Source organism: Aeromonas sp. s12, from assembly GCF_040907925.1.
Lineage (GTDB): Bacteria > Pseudomonadota > Gammaproteobacteria > Enterobacterales > Aeromonadaceae > Aeromonas > Aeromonas veronii.
Map to the genome: position 1 here is coordinate 1 of NZ_JBFOCT010000019.1, position 15,364 is coordinate 15,364.

Consider the following 15,364-nt stretch of genomic DNA (forward strand, 5'->3'; position numbering starts at 1 on the left):
CGCGAATTCAACTTCGAAGTGCGACACTCGCCTATGCCGCCTGACGGTACTCTTCGAATACCTTGACAGGCTGCCTGAATCCGAGACATTTCCGAGGTCGTAGGTTGAGCCACTGCTCCGCTCTCCTGACATCCTCGTCCGTGACCTCTCTCAGGTCTGTTCCCTTTGGGATAAACTGCCTCAACAGCCCATTGCTGTTCTCGTTCAGACCGCGCTCCCACGAAGAGTAAGGGTGCGCAAAGTAAGTCTCGGCACCCAGCGCTTCCTCTATCGCCTTGTGTTCGGCAAACTCGCCGCCGTTGTCAAAGGTGATGGTATGCACCTGCTCGATGTAGGGAGTTAACATCTCGATTATCGCATCCCGCACCACCCCAGCCTGTTTGCTCGCGACCCGCTTGACCAGATAGAGCCGGCTCTTGCGCTCCACCAGGGTGACCAGTGCACCTGTGCCTTGCTTGCCCAGCACCGTGTCCGCCTCCCAATCACCGAGCCGCTCCCGGCTATCGACGATAGCCGGCCGTTCATCAATAGAGCGGGCTTCCTTGATGGGAGAACGCAGGCTGCTCGCCCCCTTGCGGTAGCGCTTGTGGCCCTGGCGCAGATGGCGGTACAACTGGCCACCCCGGGCTTTGTCGGCGGCCACATGGCGGTATATCCACTCGTGACTCACCATGAGGCCTATCTGCTTGCCCACCGCGCTTATCTGCTCCGGGCTCCACCACCAGGCGAGTGTCAGCTCGACAAACTGGATGACATCGGCAGATAGCCGAGATTTGGCCGCACTGGCCCGTCGGTGGGTGGCGTGCTGATGCGCATTGTCTGGCTGGTAGCCCTGCGGCCCGGCGTTACGACGCAGCTCCCGGTAGAGGGTGGAGCGATGAACGCCAATGGCGCGTGCGGTGGCAAGGATGGACATCCCCTGTGCGCGAAGCACCGATAACTGGTATCGTTGCCCCTCGGTCAACTGCTGATAGCTCATGGTGATACTGCTTTTACTTTGGCGAGCAGAAGGGTACCACCAATCAGCAGTTGGCCACCTCTCGCCATTCATCCATGAGTGTCGCACTTATTATCTGAATTCCCGCTATTCGGAAAAATTGATTTTTATGCCGACATCGGTAACAAAAAAGTAAAGTGTGTCGATGAGCGGATTACAGGTATAAGTCGTAGCGAATATCGCATTGCGACTAAATCAACAATTTCTCTTGATGGGCACTTGTACAATGAAAATGTTCGCTTTGTATTAATCTATTATTCAGATAATCAGAAGAAGTTTGCATTTTTTGAGAGGAATGGTTTTATTGGACATGAATGGAATAAGACGCCCAATCACATGGGGAATGCTGACTACACAGCTGAAAGTATAGCGGAAATGTTAGACCGTTATGGTTATTCAAAGATTTTCACTAATTATGTATGCCTTGAGAGTTGTGGCTTCAGAGATGGTTTTAAAGTGGCTTTTCAAAAATAAATTAACAATGGAGGTATCAAGTGTTTGTGCATTTAGCATACGTTATTTTGTGAGAGGCATTGTATATTAAAACTTTGATACTGAGAGCATTCGTAGTGAGCTGATTTTATCCATCTGCAGGCTAAAGCTTCCCTTTCTTACCAAGGCAGGTAAGCTGCGGGGAAAATAGTGTCAAGCAGGAGAAGGGACGATGACAGAGCAATATTTCGCCGGGACGATCGGTATTCTGGGGGCGGGTTGGCTCGGGCTGCCGTTGGCGCAAGCCCTGCAGGCGGCAGGCAAGCAGGTGGCGGTGACGGTCAGCAGCGCCGAAAAAGCGGCCCGTTTGCAGGGGGAGGGGATCAACGCCCACCCGCTGACGATTTCTGCCCATATGTCGGATGCGTGGCCCATCCCCTGCGACAGTCTGGTGATCTGCGTACCGCCCAGCAAGACCGATGATTATCCTCAGGCGGTGGCAAAGGCCTGCGCGTTGGCCAAAGCGCACGGCACGCGGCGGGTGCTGTTTGTCAGCGCCACCTCGGTGTGGGGCGCAGGACAACAGGAGGGGGAAGAACCCCAACCCCGCCATGCCCGTGGCGAGCGGATGCTGGCGGCGGAGCAGGCGGTGCTGGCGGCCGGTTTCGAGACGGTGATGATAGTGCGCCCCTCCGGCCTTTATGGCCCTGATCGCCATCCCGGTCGTTTCCTCGCGGGCAAGACGCTGGATGGCGGCGCCCAGTCGGTCAATCTGGTCCATCTGGACGATGTGGTGGCGGCTTGCATGTTGCTGCTGGAGCGGGGCAAGGATGGGGATGTCTTCAATCTGAGCGCGCCTGTGCATCCGCGCCGCGAGCAGTTCTACCCCTTTGCGGCGCGCCAGCAGGGGTTGCCTGTGCCGGTCTTTATCGAGCCTGCCGGTGAATTTCAGCCCATCGACGGCCAGCTGATTTGCCAGCAGATGGGATTCAACTATCGCTGGCCCGATCCGGCCCACTGGTTTGCCGTGCTCGCCGCCTCGGGCAATTGAGGTTTGCCAAGGGGGTGATCGCCCCCTATCATGCCGCCATCCATGAGAGAGAGGCGGTAATGATGGTAGATACAAAACGTCACCCCGATGGGGAGTTGTTGCTGAGAACCCTGGCAATGCCAGCCGATACCAACCCCAATGGCGACATCTTTGGTGGCTGGATCATGTCCCAGATGGATATAGGTGGGGGCATTATGGCCAAGGAGCTGGCAAAAGGACGTATTTGTACCGTATCCGTCGAAGGCATGACGTTTCACAGTCCGGTCAAGGTGGGTGATGTGGTCTGCTGCTACGGCCGCTGCATGAAGATTGGCCGCAGCTCCATGAAGCTCAAGCTGGAGGTGTGGGTCAAGCCGGTACTGCGGGAAAACGATGCCCAGCGTTACTGCGTGACCGAGGGGATCTTCACCTATGTCGCCATCGACGAACAGGGCAAATCCCGCCCGGTTCCGGTGAGTGCCTGATTAAATCAGCCGGGCATTGATGATGGATATTTCCTGCTCAAGCCCGGTTTTTTGCCGTATCATGCGTTCCAGCATCTCTTCCGAGCCCACATATTGCAGGGTGTCAAACAGGCAGAGATCGCATTGAGGGTCCCGTCTTATCTGATAGACGGTGGACAGCTCCACTTGATGACAATTTCCTTGTTGATCATAAAACGTCACGTTGTACCGAAGTTCTTTCGCCATGAGACAAGGTCCTTCTGGTTGGGTGGAACAGGGACTATCAGCTTAGTCGGCGTGGATGACGTTTGTGATGGTCGCAACAAAAAGCAAAGGCGGGCGGTTGTTAGCCAATGAAAAATAGTTATCGCATTCTTGGCACCTCCCTGCTGACCCTGGGGTTGGTAGGCTGTTTTGAGGTGCCGGATCAGAACCATCTGGTCACAGCTCAAGGGATTGTGCCGGGACTCGACTGCCAGCGTCCGCCGCTGGTAGCGTTGGCGACCACGGCGCTGCCTCGTGAATTCGGGGTCACGGTGTGGAATCTCTACAAGGGCCAGCGCAAAAACTGGCGCGAAGGGATGGACAGTTATGCCAAGGGGCAGGATCTGGTGCTGTTGCAAGAGTCGGCCACCCGTCCCGATATGCTCGACTGGCTGCGGGCCGGTGATTTCCAGTGGCAACAGCTGCAAGCTTTCACCCAGGGCGGCGTGTCGTTCGGGGTGATGACGGTGGCCAAGACCCCGCAGGCGTTCGTCTGTGGCGTGCGCTCCCCCGAGCCATTGCTGCGTATCCCCAAATCCGGGCTGGTGAGCCTCTATCCGCTGCAGGGCGATCCTGATGGCGTCATGGTCATCAATATCCATGCGGTCAATTTCGAGCTTGGGATGGCCACCTTCCGCGAGCAGCTCAACGATTTGACTGCCTTGGTGCGCCGCCATCAGGGGCCGGTGATCCTGGCCGGTGATTTCAACACCTGGAGTGACAAGCGTCAGTTCTGGTTAAGCAAATTGGTGGACGAGCTGGGCCTGCAAGAGGCCGTGCCGGTGCCTGACTTGCGCCGAACCGCCTTCGATCGCCCGCTGGATCACCTCTACTACCGCAATCTGGACCTGGTTGAGGTGAGTTCACCGGCCACCGACAGCTCCGATCACAACCCCATCATTGCGCGCTTTGCCGCCCAGTCTGTGACTCCCTGACCCCAGTCTGTGACTTCCTGACAAGATATGGTGCGAGTTCCGCTAATAAAAAAATCCGGCGCCTGATGGCGCCGGATTTTTTATATGCTCTGGCGGTCAACCCGCTCGGGATGACCCGCAGGCATTACTGGTAGAGACCCAGATTCGCTTTGGCGTAGGCTTCGAAATCGGTGCAGCCACCGATGTGCTGCTCATCCAGGAAGATCTGCGGCACGGTATTGACCGGCTTGCCGGCGCTCTTGGCCAGATCTTCTTTGGTGATCCCTTCGGCATGGATATCCACGTAGCGAAATTTGAAGTCATCGCGCTGTTCGGTCAGCTGCTCGGCGATCTGTACGGCACGGACACAGTAGGGGCAACCCGGGCGACCAAAAATCACTGCAAACATATTTTCTCTCCGTTTTTTAAGCCGTTTTTGTATGGCCGTTGATATGAGGCAGGCAACAGCATAGCCCTGCCTCGTGGCGACTTGAAGCCGAAATTATCGATACCCTGATTCGAGTGGGCCTATTGGCTCAGCTCTCATCGGCGATCTGGATAGGCTGCTGCTGATAGATGCTCTCCAGCACCCCCTTTTCGAATACAGTCCAGGGCCACGGCGCCTTGCTGGCACGGTAGCGCTCATGGGTGGCCGGATCTTGCGACAGGCCGCGCTGGAACATCACGAACGCCTTGCGCTGGCCGCCTGCCGTGTCGATAAAGCCCACCAGATTGGAGGTGCCGGTGATGGTACCGGTCTTGGCGTGCACCTTGTTCTTCATCATGGGGGCGGTGACGCTGCGCCGCCACGCCAGGGTGCCATCCACCTGCGAGCTTGGCAGCAGCTTGATCAGGCCAAGTTCGGCATCATTTTTCTGTATGAAGTTCAGCACCGACATCATCTGACGGGCGCTGATGAGATTGTGAGCGGAGAGACCGGAGCCGTCAGCCAGGGTGGCATTGCCCAGATCGATCCCGTTCTTGGTCAGAATGGCGCGCACCGCCATGGTGCCGCTGCGATAGCTGCCCGGCTTGTTGTAGTAGTGACGGCCCACGGTTTTGAGGAAGGTGTCGGCGTAGAGGTTGTCCGATTTCTTCAGCATCTTGGCGAGCATTACCGGCAGGGAGACCGAGTAGTGGGTGCCGAGGGTCTCTGCCCCTTCCGGGGCCTTGTGGGTGACCCGCAGCAGGCCATCATGCTTGATACCGGCCCGGTTCATCGCCCAGCGGATGTTGTCCCAGCCCCAGGCTTCCACGTCGTGAATGGCGAAACGCAGTCCCTGCGGCTCCTTGTTCGGAGTAATGCAGCCCTTGAGCTCGTAGAAGTTGCCCTTGGCCATGTCCACTTCCAGCGCGCAGAACTGGCGTGCCATGTCGCCATAGCTCATCACCTCCACGTTGTCGGCACCGATGCCGATGGGGACGCCGGTGGCCACGTTGCCCACCGCCGGTTTGCCAATCTGGGTGGCAGTGATGGTGCCGTAGGCGCAGTTCTTGTCGATGATGACCGAGGAGACGGGCGCGGCGAAGCAGAGGGTCTGATCCCCCCACGACCAGCCGTTGCCGCGCTCGTAGCCGTTGTAGGCGCCGGTGTTGACGTAGACATTGCCCTTGATGCTGGTGACGCCGAGTTGCTTGAACAGGGCCAGCAGATCCATGCGGGAGAGGGTGGGGTCGCCGACGAAGTTGATCCAGATATCGCCGTTGATGGTGTCACCCTGTTTGGCACCGGGTTGGGCCTGAATGTCAGTGGCGAAGCGGAAATCGGCACCCAGCTCGAGGCGGGCTGCCAGCGCGGTGAGCACCTTCATGGTGGAGGCGGGGGCGATCATCTGATCCGCATGGCGGGCGAACTCGACGCCGTTATTGCCCTGCACCATGATGGCGTACTGGCCACCCTGAGGGGGAGTCAGCGGGGCGGCGTGAGCCGCCAGAGAAGAAAAGAGAGCACAAAAACCAATCAACAGCCGCTGCATAACATCCTCTAACGTGACGAAGGGCCCGGCAGTGGTGCCGACCCTGATAATTCAACCAGCCGATGCGGGATCGACGGGATAACGCAATTCATGCCATGTATGCCGGTCGCCATCATGTCATCGAGTTGGCGGTACGATAGCGACCCTCATAATCAAAAATTTTCTCTTTTATCTGCCAGAAGCGACCCGATTTGCGGGCGATGACAAAATCCGGATGACGGAACTGGCTTTGCGCGGCCAGCACGCTCGCCAGGGTGGCAAATTCGGGCTCCAGCCCCGGGGCGGGCCAATGATGACGCACAAAGTGCTGTTGAAACAAGCGCCGTGCGCCCGGGGAGTGAAATCCGAAGTATTCACTGAGGGTCAGCCCATCCTCATCGTGGTAGGTCACCTCCAGCCGCTCCCCCTGTTTGCCGCGCCCGGCTGTGAGGGTTAGCCCCGCACAGCGGATCACCATGCAATCCTTGAGATTGAGCGCCTCTTTGAGCTTGTCGTCAGGGTCGACCAGCAGCTGATCGCAGCTCTGGCAGCGGCGGGCGGCGATGTCGTTCTCCGCACCGCAGCCGGGGCAGATCTTGGCGCGAAAGCGGTAGTCGCACTCCTCGCGGTTGCCCTCATCATCTTCGAACAGCCCCTGACAGCGGCGACCGTAGTGCTCGATCACCTTGCCATCCTCGTCGGTCTTGCCCCAGAAGGTGTTGGCAAAACCGCAGGCGGGGCAGGGCACCTGTACCGGTTCGGTACCGGCGTGGGGGCGAGGCTCCCCCACTTCGGGGGCAAACAGGTTGAAGTTGTTGCCCGCATAGTCGAGCACCAGACAATCCTCCTTGCCCGGCGAGAGGCGCAGGCCCCGCCCGACGATCTGCTGATAGAGCGAGACCGACTCGGTGGGGCGCAGCATCACGATAAGATCGACGTGGGGGGCGTCGAAGCCGGTGGTGAGCACCGCCACGTTGACCAGAAACTTGAGCTCGCGCGCCTTGAAGGCGTTGATGAGGGCATCGCGCTCCGGCCCCGGCGTTTCGCCGGTAATAAGGGCTGCCTGCTGGCCTCTGGCGCCAAGCAGGCCGTGAATTTCACGGGCATGCTCGACGGTGGCGGCAAAGATCATCACCCCCTGCCGGTCGGCTGCATACTCCAGCACCTGACTCAGGATATGGGGTGTAACACGCTCCTGCCGCTTGAGCTCGCCGTTGAGATCCGCCTCGCTGAAGAGGCCATTCTCCCGCGCCACCAGCTTGCTGAAGTCGTAGTGAACGATGGGGGCATCCACCATGCGCGGCGGCGTCAGGTAGCCGTTTTTGACCATAAAGCGCAGTGGCAGCTCGAACACGCAGTCGCCAAACAGCCGCTCGCCGTGGCTTTTGACCATGCCGTGGTAGTGGCGCCGGTAGATCCAGCCCAGCCCGAGCCGATAGGGGGTGGCGGTGAGACCGAGGATCTTGAGGGCCGGATTGGCGGCCTTGAGGTGGCCTAACACCTGATGGTACTGGCTGTCGTCATCCAGCGAGACCCGATGGCACTCGTCGATGATGAGCAGCGAAAACGCCCCGTCGAAGGCAGCCAGATTGCGCGCCACCGACTGCACCGAGCCAAACACCACCTGGGCGCTCGCCTCCTTGCGAGCGAGCCCAGCGGCGAAGATGTCGGCCTTGAGTCCCCATGCTTCGTACTTGGCGTGGTTCTGCTCTACCAGCTCCTTGACGTGGGCCAGCACCAGCACCCGACCGCGTGCCTTGCGGGCCAGCTCGGCGATCACCAGACTCTTGCCAGCCCCGGTGGGCAGCACAACCACGGCGGGATCCGGGTGTTTGCGAAAGTGGTTGATCACGGCGTTGACGGCGTCGGTCTGATAGGGTCTGAGAACGAACATGAGGGCGTGGCGTTTTGGCATGGTACGGCGCAGGGTGGCGCCATTATAGGGTGCTTGCCGCCACAAAAACAGCGGGCCGGCATGATGCCGGCCCGTTGAATAGATTGTGTGCTTAGTGGAAGGGGAAGAGGTAGTTCATCCAGCTTGCCATGCGCAGCAGCACTTTGCGCATTACAGAAACATGGTGGAAATACTCGGTATAGACAGCGGCCTGGCCGCTGGCACCGGCAATCACCTGATACTTGGCCCACTCGGGGTCGGTGATGGAGATGAGCACCGGCATGCGGCCCGGACGAATGGCGCTGGTCTGATCCAGCAGCATAGCGTTGGCCTGCACGTTACCGGCGGCAATGGCCGGGATCACGGCGGTTACCTTGCCCTTGAAGATCTTGCCGGGGATACCGTCAATCACCACTTCGGCCTCGTCACCCACCGCCAGACGCTGCATGCTGTTCTGCCAGAACCAGCCAACATAGGCAGTCTCATCTTTATGGATGAAGGTCATCACCGGACGGTACATAAACGGGGTGGCGATCATGCCTGGACGCAGGGCAAGCTGCACCACATGGCCATCGCTCGGGGCATAGACCACGGTCTGGGCCAGCTGGTATTTGGCTTCATCGAGCTGGGCCTGCAGATCTTCCAGCGTGGCGCGTTGCTGATCCATCTGGGCGGCGATCTCATCTACGCTCGCTTGAGTCACGTCGAGGTCACGCTGCTTGCCGACGCCGCGGCGCATCAGGTCACTGGCGCGATCTCTGTCCAGTTTGGCGGAGCGTAGTCTGGCGTCAATGGACTTGAGTTGATCCTTGTTGGCATCAAGCCGGGCGCTCAGGCTCTCCACTTTCAGTCTGAAAGGCTCGTCATCGAGGCGAAACAGCACATCGCCCTTCTTCACCGGCTGGTTGGCTTGCACCGGCACCTCGACTACCCGGCCCTTGACCAGCGGTACGATAGGGGTGGAGAGGTAGTAGTTGCGCGCCATCTCGGAGTAGGGGTGGTTGTAGTTCATCAGCATGATGAGGGTGCCGATGAGCACCACACCACCCAGCGCGGCAGTCGGAACAGTCCACTTGTTGAGCGGGATGCGGAAAATTTTGAATATGGCGACACACAGCGCCGTGTAGGTCAGGATCAGTAGCAGGTCCATGGTTTATCCCTGTTGCTCACTCTGTTCGATAGTGTTGATACGGCTCTTCAGATCCGCCAACTCCTGCTTGAGGGCCGCCAGCTCCTCTTCATCTTTTTGCAGCCGCTGGCTAAAGCCCCAGCCGCGATCGGGGCGATAGATGGTTGCCCAGATCCAGAGGAAGGGCCACAGCACATGCAGGGTAAACAGGCTGACCCAACCTGCCACGTGAATGGCATCCTGATGAGGGTGATTCCGATGTTTGGCAATCTCGTAAGGAATATCGTGGATAACGATGACTCCATAAAAAATGACCAGCCCGACAAAGACGAGCAGACCAAGTGCAAAATAATCAAGGGCCATTTATAACCTCCACTGGCATGACGCACAGCTTAATCATTGGTTCCAACAAGCACGAAAGCAATTAAGAATCACACATTTATCGTCAGTTCGCCCGGAATCTTAAAGCTATTCGCTGTATTGAAGCTGAAGCCGTTCAACAGTTGCATTATTAGTCTTTTTGTCATTAAAAAAGGCGCCATCAGGCGCCTTTTTTGTGCTGCTTTCGCTGCATTTTTTGCTGTTTTTACCCTTCGCTGGTACTGCTGACCAGCGGCTGGCGGAACTTCATCAGGAAGGCCACGGTAATGGCCGCCGTTGCAGTCAGGCCGATGATGGTGGAGGTCCCCATCTCCAGCCCGAACCCGATGGGGGCGTTGGCCAGATAGGTGATCACCACAGCGGTCATGAACATGGCTGGAATGGTGCAGATCCAGTGCAGCTTGCCCTCTTTGATGAGGTAGGCAGCAGCGGCCCACAGCATGATGACGGCGGTGGTCTGGTTGGCCCAGCCGAAGTAGCGCCAGATCACCCCGAATTCAGCCTTGGAGATGATGAAGCCAAGGATAAACATGGGGATGGCGATCAGCAGACGCTTGGCCAGCGGCTTCTGGGTCATCTTCAGGAAGTCCGCCACGATCAGGCGTGCACTGCGAAATGCGGTGTCACCAGAGGTGATGGGCAGGATCACCACGCCGAGGATGGCCAGAATGCCGCCCACGGTGCCGAGCAGGCTGGTGGAGACTTCGTGTACCACGGCTGCCGGGCCGCCGTTGGCCATGGTAGCGTTGAGCGCTTCGGTGCTGTCGTAGAAGGAGAGACCCAGGGTGCACCAGATAAGGGCGATGATCCCTTCACCGATCATTGCACCGTAGAAGATGAAGCGGCCGGATTTTTCGTTCTGCATGCAGCGCGCCATCAGCGGTGACTGGGTGGCGTGGAAGCCGGATACCGCGCCACAGGCGATGGTGATGAAGAGCAGCGGCCAGAGCGGCAGTTCGGTCGGGTGCAGGTTGGAGAAGTCCATCCCGGTGTTGTAGAAGCCTTTGCCGGAGGCGATCAGGCCAACGATGAGGCCGACCGACATGAAGACCAGCAGGGCGCCGAAGATGGGATAGAAGCGACCGATGATCTTGTCGATGGGGACTATGGTCGCGAGGATGTAGTAGGCAAAGATTGCCACGATCCAGTAGACCAGATCGGTGGAGGTTAGGTTGGCGAGCAGCCCTGCCGGGCTCAGCACGAATACCACGCCCACCAGCATCAGGAGCACCACGGCAAAGAGGTTCATGAAGTGCTTGGCGGCGGTGCCCAGATGCTCACCGACCACGGTTGGCACCGAGGCACCCTTGGCGCGCACCGACAGCATGCCGGAGAAGTAGTCATGTACCGCACCGGCGAAGATGCAGCCAAAGACGATCCAGAGCATGGCGACCGGGCCGTAGAGGGCACCCAGGATCGGGCCGAAGATGGGGCCGACACCTGCGATGTTGAGCAGTTGAACCAGATAGACTTTCTTGTCCGACATCGGGACATAGTCCACCCCGTCAGCCATGGTGATGGCGGGGGTTTTCAGCTCGGGTTTCGGGCTGAATATCCGTTCGATGAATTTGCCGTATATGAAGTAGCCGGCCACAAGTAAGCCGACACAGAGGAAGAACCAGATCATTGCTACGCTCCTGCATTGTTATTTTTTAGTGTGCAGAGCGAGTCTAAAACGGTTGCGCCTGACTGGCAGGTGAAACTCCCCGAGCGGCGCTTTGGCGCGCCGAACGGTCGGCGGCTGTGATCAGGCGCACACTCCGCGGCTCAGTCCAGCCCCAGCTGATCTTTGAGCTCCTTGAGATAGCGACGACTGACCGGCACCCGGGCGCCGCTCGGGGTGACAATCTCTGCCAGCTGGTTATCCAGCAGCCGGATCTCGAAGATGGCGTTGGGGGAGACCAGATACTGGCGGTGGCAGCGCAGCAGCGGGCTCTTCTCCTCCAGGGATTTGAGGGTGAGCTGGGTGTGGAACAGCTCGCCCTGGCAGGCCACATGGACCCCGCCCAGATCGGAGAAGGCATATTCCACCTGCGCGATGGGCAGCAGCCTGACCCGATTGTGCAGATAGCCCGGAATATGTTCTATGGTGGGGGCCAGCCGCTCGATGGGCTGCGGGGAGATATCCTGCTTGAGGCGAGCGAGGGTCTTGGCGAGCCGGGCGGGCTCCACCGGCTTGAGCAGGTAGTCGAAGGCGTTCTCTTCAAATGCCTGAATGGCATATTCGTCAAAGGCGGTGACAAAGACGATGCGGGGCAGGGGGTCGAGCATGGCGACCAGCTCCATGCCGCTCAGCTTGGGCATCTGGATATCGAGGAACACCACGTCAGGCTTGAGGCGCTGAATAAGCGGCAGCGCCTCAATGGCGTTGGCCGCTTCCCCCACGATCTCGATGGCGGGATCGCAGGCCAGCTGCTGCCTCAGCTCTTCGCGGGCATAGTGTTCGTCATCGACAATCAGGGTGCGGATCATGGTTGCTCCTTGGGGATGGTGAACGAGACCCGGGTCCACTGCTCAGGCTCGCAGGCAATAGTCACGCCATAGCGCTCGCCAAAGGCGCTTTTCAGTCGCCGATCGACAATGGTCATGCCCAGGCCGTCGCCCGCGGGGTGCGCTTGCCAAGTGCCTGCATTATCTTCCACATGGATGGTGACGCTGGTGGGATGCTCATCGGTCCAGAGGCGAATGCGCCCCTGCTCCAGCAGAGTCGAGATGCCGTGCTTGATGGCATTTTCGATCAGCGGTTGCAGGGTGAAGCTGGGCAGGTGAAGTGTGGCCAGATGGGGCGGGATCTCGTTTATCACCGTCAGCCGATCGCCAAAACGGGCCAGCTCAATCTCCAGATAGGATTGGCAGTGCTCCTGCTCCTCTTGCAGGGTCGCAAGGCCGCTCTGGCGTTTGAGGTTCTTGCGAAAGAACAGCGAAAGATGCAGCAGAAGATCTCGCGCCTTGTCCGGATCACGCCGGGTGATGGCACTGATGGTGTTGAGGGTGTTGAACAGAAAGTGGGGATTGATCTGGGCCTGGATAAGTTTCAACTCGGACTGCACCAGCAGCCGCTGATGCTGCTCCAGCCGACCGGCCAGCAACTGCTGTGACAGCAGGTTGGCAATCCCTTCCCCCAGGGTGTGGTTGATCTTGAGAAACAGCCGCTTCTTCGGCTCGTAGAGCTTGATGGTGCCGATCACTCCTTTGTCCCCCTGCAGCGGGATCACCAGCACCGAACCCAGCTGGCATGCGGGGGAGAGGCTGCAGCGATAGGGCTGACTGTTGCCATCGGCAAACAGCACCTTGTTCTGGGCGATGGCCTGCATGGTGATGGTTGACGCGATGGGGGTACCCGGTAGGTGGTGATCTTCGCCGGTGCCGATAAAGGCGAGGATCTGCTCGGTGTCCGTGATGGCGACAGCCCCCACGCCGGTCTCCTCCTGAATGATGCGGGCAATCTTGTTGCTCGCCTCCGGGGTAAAGCCCTGACTCATGATCCCCACTGTGCGGTTGGCGATATTGAGCGCCTTGGCGGAGAAGACCCGGGAGAACTTCTCATACATCCGCTGCTGGTCGCGGATCATGCTGATAAAGAGCGCCGCGCCGCAGGAGTTGGCCAGAATCATCGGGGTGGCGATGGTGCGCACCAGCAGCAGGGATTTGTCGAACGGGGTCGCCACCAGCAGGATGATCACCATCTGCATGATCTCGGCATAGAGGGTGGTAAAGAAGGCGATGCGTGGTTCAAACAGGGCATCCGTTCGCCCCGAGCGCATCAGTCGCCAGTGCACTATGCCCCCGAGCAACCCCTCGCAGGTGGTGGAGATGGCGCAGGCGAGATCGGTAAATCCCCCCAGCGTATAGCGGTGCAGACCGCCGGTCAGCCCCACCAGAAAGCCCACCAGCGGTCCCCCCAATAATCCCCCCAAGACGGCGCCGACTGCCCGGGTGTTGGCGATGGCATCGTCGATATCGAGGCCCACATAGGTGCCGAGGATACAAAAGCTAGAAAAGATGATGTATATCAGTATCTTGTGAGGTAGTCTCACTGAATAGTTGGCAAGCGGGCGCAGCAGCGGGCTTTTCGAGAAGAGATAGGCGATCACTAGGCTGACGCTCATCTGTTGCAGCAAGGAGAGGACCAACTGCATAAAAAACGCTCCTCATAAGCCAGCTGAAAAAATAGCCAGCCCGTGAATAAGTGTGATCAGGATCTTGTTCTGTTGGCCCAACTGGGCGCAACGGGCCGTCAGTTTGCCAGAACAAGTGGATAAAACCATATTAAATCAGCATGTTAAATTGATATTTGTGTAAGCGGCAGCGGGTTGATATTGATGGATGGAGCATGAATGTATCCGCTGGATACGCCACACGGAGGTGGCATGCTCCGCCCGGCCCCTTGGCTGGGCGTTTTTTATACATGGTCAGTTGGCAACCTTCTGATGGGGGTTTGAGCAATTATTCCGGTTTGTCCAATGAGTTATCCCCAGCTTCTGGGGATAACTCAGAATGCAAAGTAGTAGCAGAAGCGGCGGGTCAGGTTGAAGAACTGCCGTTGTCCCTCATCGAGCTCTTCCTGTTTGATAAAGGCGGTGATGGTGCGTTCATCTTCCCGCAGATCGATCATGGCGACGGCTTCAGGCCGCTGGGCCTTGATATAGGGCAGGATCTTCGGCTTGAGGGGCATGGTGGGTTCGGTAGAGAGCACCAGCGCGATGCTCTCGTCCGAGAGTTTCACCAGTGATCCCGGCGGATAGACCCCCAGCACCTTGACCAGCAACTTGACCAGATTCTGGTCGAACTTTTTCTGGGATAACTTGTAGAGCTGGCTGATGGCCTGACTCGGCGCGGCCGGGTTGCCGCTGTTGCGGGGATGGAGCAGCTCGTCGTAGAAGTCGACCAGCCCGATCAACCGCGCCAGCGGCGGGATCTCCCCGCCCTTGATCCCGAGCGGATACCCGCTGCCGTCGAGCCGTTCGTGGTGCAGATGGGCGACCTGACGGATTTTCGGTTCAAAGGCGTTGAGCTGGGTCAGCATCTCCAGCCCGTACTGGGGATGCATATTGAGGAAGTTCTGCTCGGCCTTGCTGAGATCCCCGCGTTTTTGGGTGATCTGGCTAGGGATCTTCAGTTCACCGATATCGTGGATAAGTCCCGCAAGTCCCGTCTCTTCCAGTTCTATAGGATTCATCCCCAATTCGCGTGCCATCAGCATGGCAATGAAAGCCACATTGAGGCTGTGTTGCAGCAGGATATCTGTGTGGGGGCTGCGAATAAGGTGGAGCCCGAGAGGCCCTTCATGCTGACTGAGGGTGAAGGCGGCATTACGGACGATCTGGGCGGTGTTGGCCAGCCCTTCATCCGGTTTGAGGTTCAGCGCCCCGAGTGCATCGCGCAGCTCGCTCATGGATTGGCCAAAGGCTTTGTCGGCGGCGCGCATGGAGCGGCGAAAGGCCTTTTCGTCAAAGGGGGGCGGGCCCGAGGCAATCAGCTCTTCCAGCTCATCAAGATCAGGCCCGGCATCCGGGATATCGCCGCGCAGCAGCGGCTCTATGGGCAGATCGCTCTTGTCGGGGTCGACCATCAGCAGGGTGAGATCAAGATGACGGAGAATGTCGAGTTGCTGCTGATCCTTGATCTTGAAGGTATTGAACATAAACGGGTGGTTGGTCCATCCAGTGGGAAGATGGATATAGTGGCCTACTCTCAATTGCTCTATCGAGGCTTGGATCAGTGCCATCGGTTAACCTGCATTTCGTGAATGCCTACTCAACAAGCTAGCAAAATCCGATGGATAGACAACTAAAAATCCATTTCGGGGCTGCGGAGCACCCCGTGCTGTGATGGGGCGCACGAGCGCCGTGCTTCTCCTCTTAATTCGCGCTTAAGTTTTACTTCCTACGCTGGCCCCGTCGT

Annotated in this window: 15 protein-coding genes; 4 read left to right on the forward strand and 11 right to left on the reverse strand. The window is 58.4% G+C overall.

Annotated features, from left to right (window positions below; all coding sequences use genetic code 11):
- Positions 1 to 31: 31 nt before the first annotated feature.
- Positions 32 to 979 (reverse strand): IS30-like element ISAs2 family transposase, encoded by a 948-nt coding sequence (locus AB5Y67_RS09300; RefSeq protein WP_019706001.1) that lies wholly within the window; start codon positions 977 to 979, stop codon positions 32 to 34.
- Between the two features lie 78 nt (positions 980 to 1,057).
- Between AB5Y67_RS09300 and AB5Y67_RS09305 the strand changes: the two genes are divergently transcribed.
- The 3 genes from AB5Y67_RS09305 to yciA all read left to right on the forward strand — a co-directional run bounded on the left by AB5Y67_RS09305 (position 1,058) and on the right by yciA (position 2,944).
- Entirely contained in the window at positions 1,058 to 1,471 is a 414-nt protein-coding gene (locus tag AB5Y67_RS09305) for a hypothetical protein (RefSeq protein WP_368207690.1), read from the forward strand.
- A 190-nt stretch (positions 1,472 to 1,661) separates the two neighbouring features.
- Positions 1,662 to 2,480, forward strand: a complete 819-nt coding sequence (locus tag AB5Y67_RS09310) for an SDR family oxidoreductase (RefSeq protein ID WP_325793713.1) — start codon at positions 1,662 to 1,664, stop codon at positions 2,478 to 2,480.
- A gap of 59 nt (positions 2,481 to 2,539) precedes the next feature.
- The gene (gene yciA / locus AB5Y67_RS09315; RefSeq protein ID WP_005337875.1) at positions 2,540 to 2,944 is read left to right on the forward strand and encodes an acyl-CoA thioester hydrolase YciA; all 405 of its coding nucleotides are present in this window, start codon (positions 2,540 to 2,542) and stop codon (positions 2,942 to 2,944) included.
- Here yciA and AB5Y67_RS09320 read toward each other — a convergent pair whose 3' ends face one another.
- A complete protein-coding gene (locus tag AB5Y67_RS09320; RefSeq protein ID WP_005344394.1) occupies positions 2,945 to 3,169 on the reverse strand; it encodes a hypothetical protein in 225 nt (74 codons plus the stop codon).
- Positions 3,170 to 3,276: 107 nt separating this feature from the next.
- Here AB5Y67_RS09320 and AB5Y67_RS09325 point away from each other — a divergent pair, with 107 nt between their 5' ends.
- Entirely contained in the window at positions 3,277 to 4,122 is an 846-nt protein-coding gene (locus AB5Y67_RS09325; RefSeq protein ID WP_368207691.1) for an endonuclease/exonuclease/phosphatase family protein, read from the forward strand.
- Between the two features lie 124 nt (positions 4,123 to 4,246).
- Here the strand turns inward: AB5Y67_RS09325 and AB5Y67_RS09330 are convergent, their stop codons facing one another.
- The 9 genes from AB5Y67_RS09330 to AB5Y67_RS09370 form a co-directional block, all read right to left on the reverse strand.
- Positions 4,247 to 4,543 carry a GrxA family glutaredoxin gene (locus tag AB5Y67_RS09330; RefSeq protein ID WP_224970215.1) on the reverse strand — a complete coding sequence of 99 codons (297 nt, stop codon included), beginning with the start codon at positions 4,541 to 4,543 and terminating at the stop codon, positions 4,247 to 4,249.
- 94 nt (positions 4,544 to 4,637) lie between these two features.
- Positions 4,638 to 6,077 carry a D-alanyl-D-alanine carboxypeptidase/D-alanyl-D-alanine-endopeptidase gene (gene dacB / locus AB5Y67_RS09335; RefSeq protein WP_005350510.1) on the reverse strand — a complete coding sequence of 480 codons (1,440 nt, stop codon included), beginning with the start codon at positions 6,075 to 6,077 and terminating at the stop codon, positions 4,638 to 4,640.
- Between the two features lie 112 nt (positions 6,078 to 6,189).
- A complete protein-coding gene (locus AB5Y67_RS09340; RefSeq protein WP_058058114.1) occupies positions 6,190 to 7,950 on the reverse strand; it encodes a DEAD/DEAH box helicase in 1,761 nt (586 codons plus the stop codon).
- A gap of 112 nt (positions 7,951 to 8,062) precedes the next feature.
- A complete protein-coding gene (locus AB5Y67_RS09345; RefSeq protein ID WP_019445440.1) occupies positions 8,063 to 9,100 on the reverse strand; it encodes an HlyD family secretion protein in 1,038 nt (345 codons plus the stop codon).
- A gap of 3 nt (positions 9,101 to 9,103) precedes the next feature.
- Complete coding sequence (locus tag AB5Y67_RS09350; RefSeq protein WP_005337862.1) at positions 9,104 to 9,442, reverse strand: DUF3302 domain-containing protein; 339 nt, start codon at positions 9,440 to 9,442, stop codon at positions 9,104 to 9,106.
- A gap of 223 nt (positions 9,443 to 9,665) precedes the next feature.
- Positions 9,666 to 11,087 carry a carbon starvation protein A gene (locus AB5Y67_RS09355; RefSeq protein WP_005350521.1) on the reverse strand — a complete coding sequence of 474 codons (1,422 nt, stop codon included), beginning with the start codon at positions 11,085 to 11,087 and terminating at the stop codon, positions 9,666 to 9,668.
- Between the two features lie 140 nt (positions 11,088 to 11,227).
- Positions 11,228 to 11,932: a two-component system response regulator BtsR gene (gene btsR / locus AB5Y67_RS09360; RefSeq protein ID WP_005350523.1), complete on the reverse strand. Its 705-nt coding sequence runs from the start codon at positions 11,930 to 11,932 to the stop codon at positions 11,228 to 11,230.
- Positions 11,929 to 13,599 (reverse strand): sensor histidine kinase, encoded by a 1,671-nt coding sequence (locus AB5Y67_RS09365; RefSeq protein ID WP_199428386.1) that lies wholly within the window; start codon positions 13,597 to 13,599, stop codon positions 11,929 to 11,931. Before AB5Y67_RS09365 ends, btsR begins: the two co-directional genes overlap by 4 nt.
- Positions 13,600 to 13,952: 353 nt before the next feature.
- Positions 13,953 to 15,188, reverse strand: coding sequence for an HD-GYP domain-containing protein (locus AB5Y67_RS09370; protein ID WP_031227798.1), 1,236 nt, complete (start codon positions 15,186 to 15,188; stop codon positions 13,953 to 13,955).
- Between the last annotated feature and the right edge of the window lie 176 nt (positions 15,189 to 15,364).

Coding starts and splice junctions, on each gene's coding strand:
- AB5Y67_RS09300 (WP_019706001.1), bottom strand. CDS start 979: ATGAGCTATCAGCAGTTGACCGAGGGGCAACGATACCAGTTATCGGTG.
- AB5Y67_RS09310 (WP_325793713.1), top strand. CDS start 1,662: ATGACAGAGCAATATTTCGCCGGGACGATCGGTATTCTGGGGGCGGGT.
- yciA (WP_005337875.1), top strand. CDS start 2,540: ATGATGGTAGATACAAAACGTCACCCCGATGGGGAGTTGTTGCTGAGA.
- AB5Y67_RS09320 (WP_005344394.1), bottom strand. CDS start 3,169: ATGGCGAAAGAACTTCGGTACAACGTGACGTTTTATGATCAACAAGGA.
- AB5Y67_RS09325 (WP_368207691.1), top strand. CDS start 3,277: ATGAAAAATAGTTATCGCATTCTTGGCACCTCCCTGCTGACCCTGGGG.
- dacB (WP_005350510.1), bottom strand. CDS start 6,077: ATGCAGCGGCTGTTGATTGGTTTTTGTGCTCTCTTTTCTTCTCTGGCG.
- AB5Y67_RS09340 (WP_058058114.1), bottom strand. CDS start 7,950: ATGTTCGTTCTCAGACCCTATCAGACCGACGCCGTCAACGCCGTGATC.
- AB5Y67_RS09345 (WP_019445440.1), bottom strand. CDS start 9,100: ATGGACCTGCTACTGATCCTGACCTACACGGCGCTGTGTGTCGCCATA.
- AB5Y67_RS09350 (WP_005337862.1), bottom strand. CDS start 9,442: ATGGCCCTTGATTATTTTGCACTTGGTCTGCTCGTCTTTGTCGGGCTG.
- AB5Y67_RS09355 (WP_005350521.1), bottom strand. CDS start 11,087: ATGATCTGGTTCTTCCTCTGTGTCGGCTTACTTGTGGCCGGCTACTTC.
- btsR (WP_005350523.1), bottom strand. CDS start 11,932: ATGATCCGCACCCTGATTGTCGATGACGAACACTATGCCCGCGAAGAG.
- AB5Y67_RS09365 (WP_199428386.1), bottom strand. CDS start 13,599: ATGCAGTTGGTCCTCTCCTTGCTGCAACAGATGAGCGTCAGCCTAGTG.
- AB5Y67_RS09370 (WP_031227798.1), bottom strand. CDS start 15,188: ATGGCACTGATCCAAGCCTCGATAGAGCAATTGAGAGTAGGCCACTAT.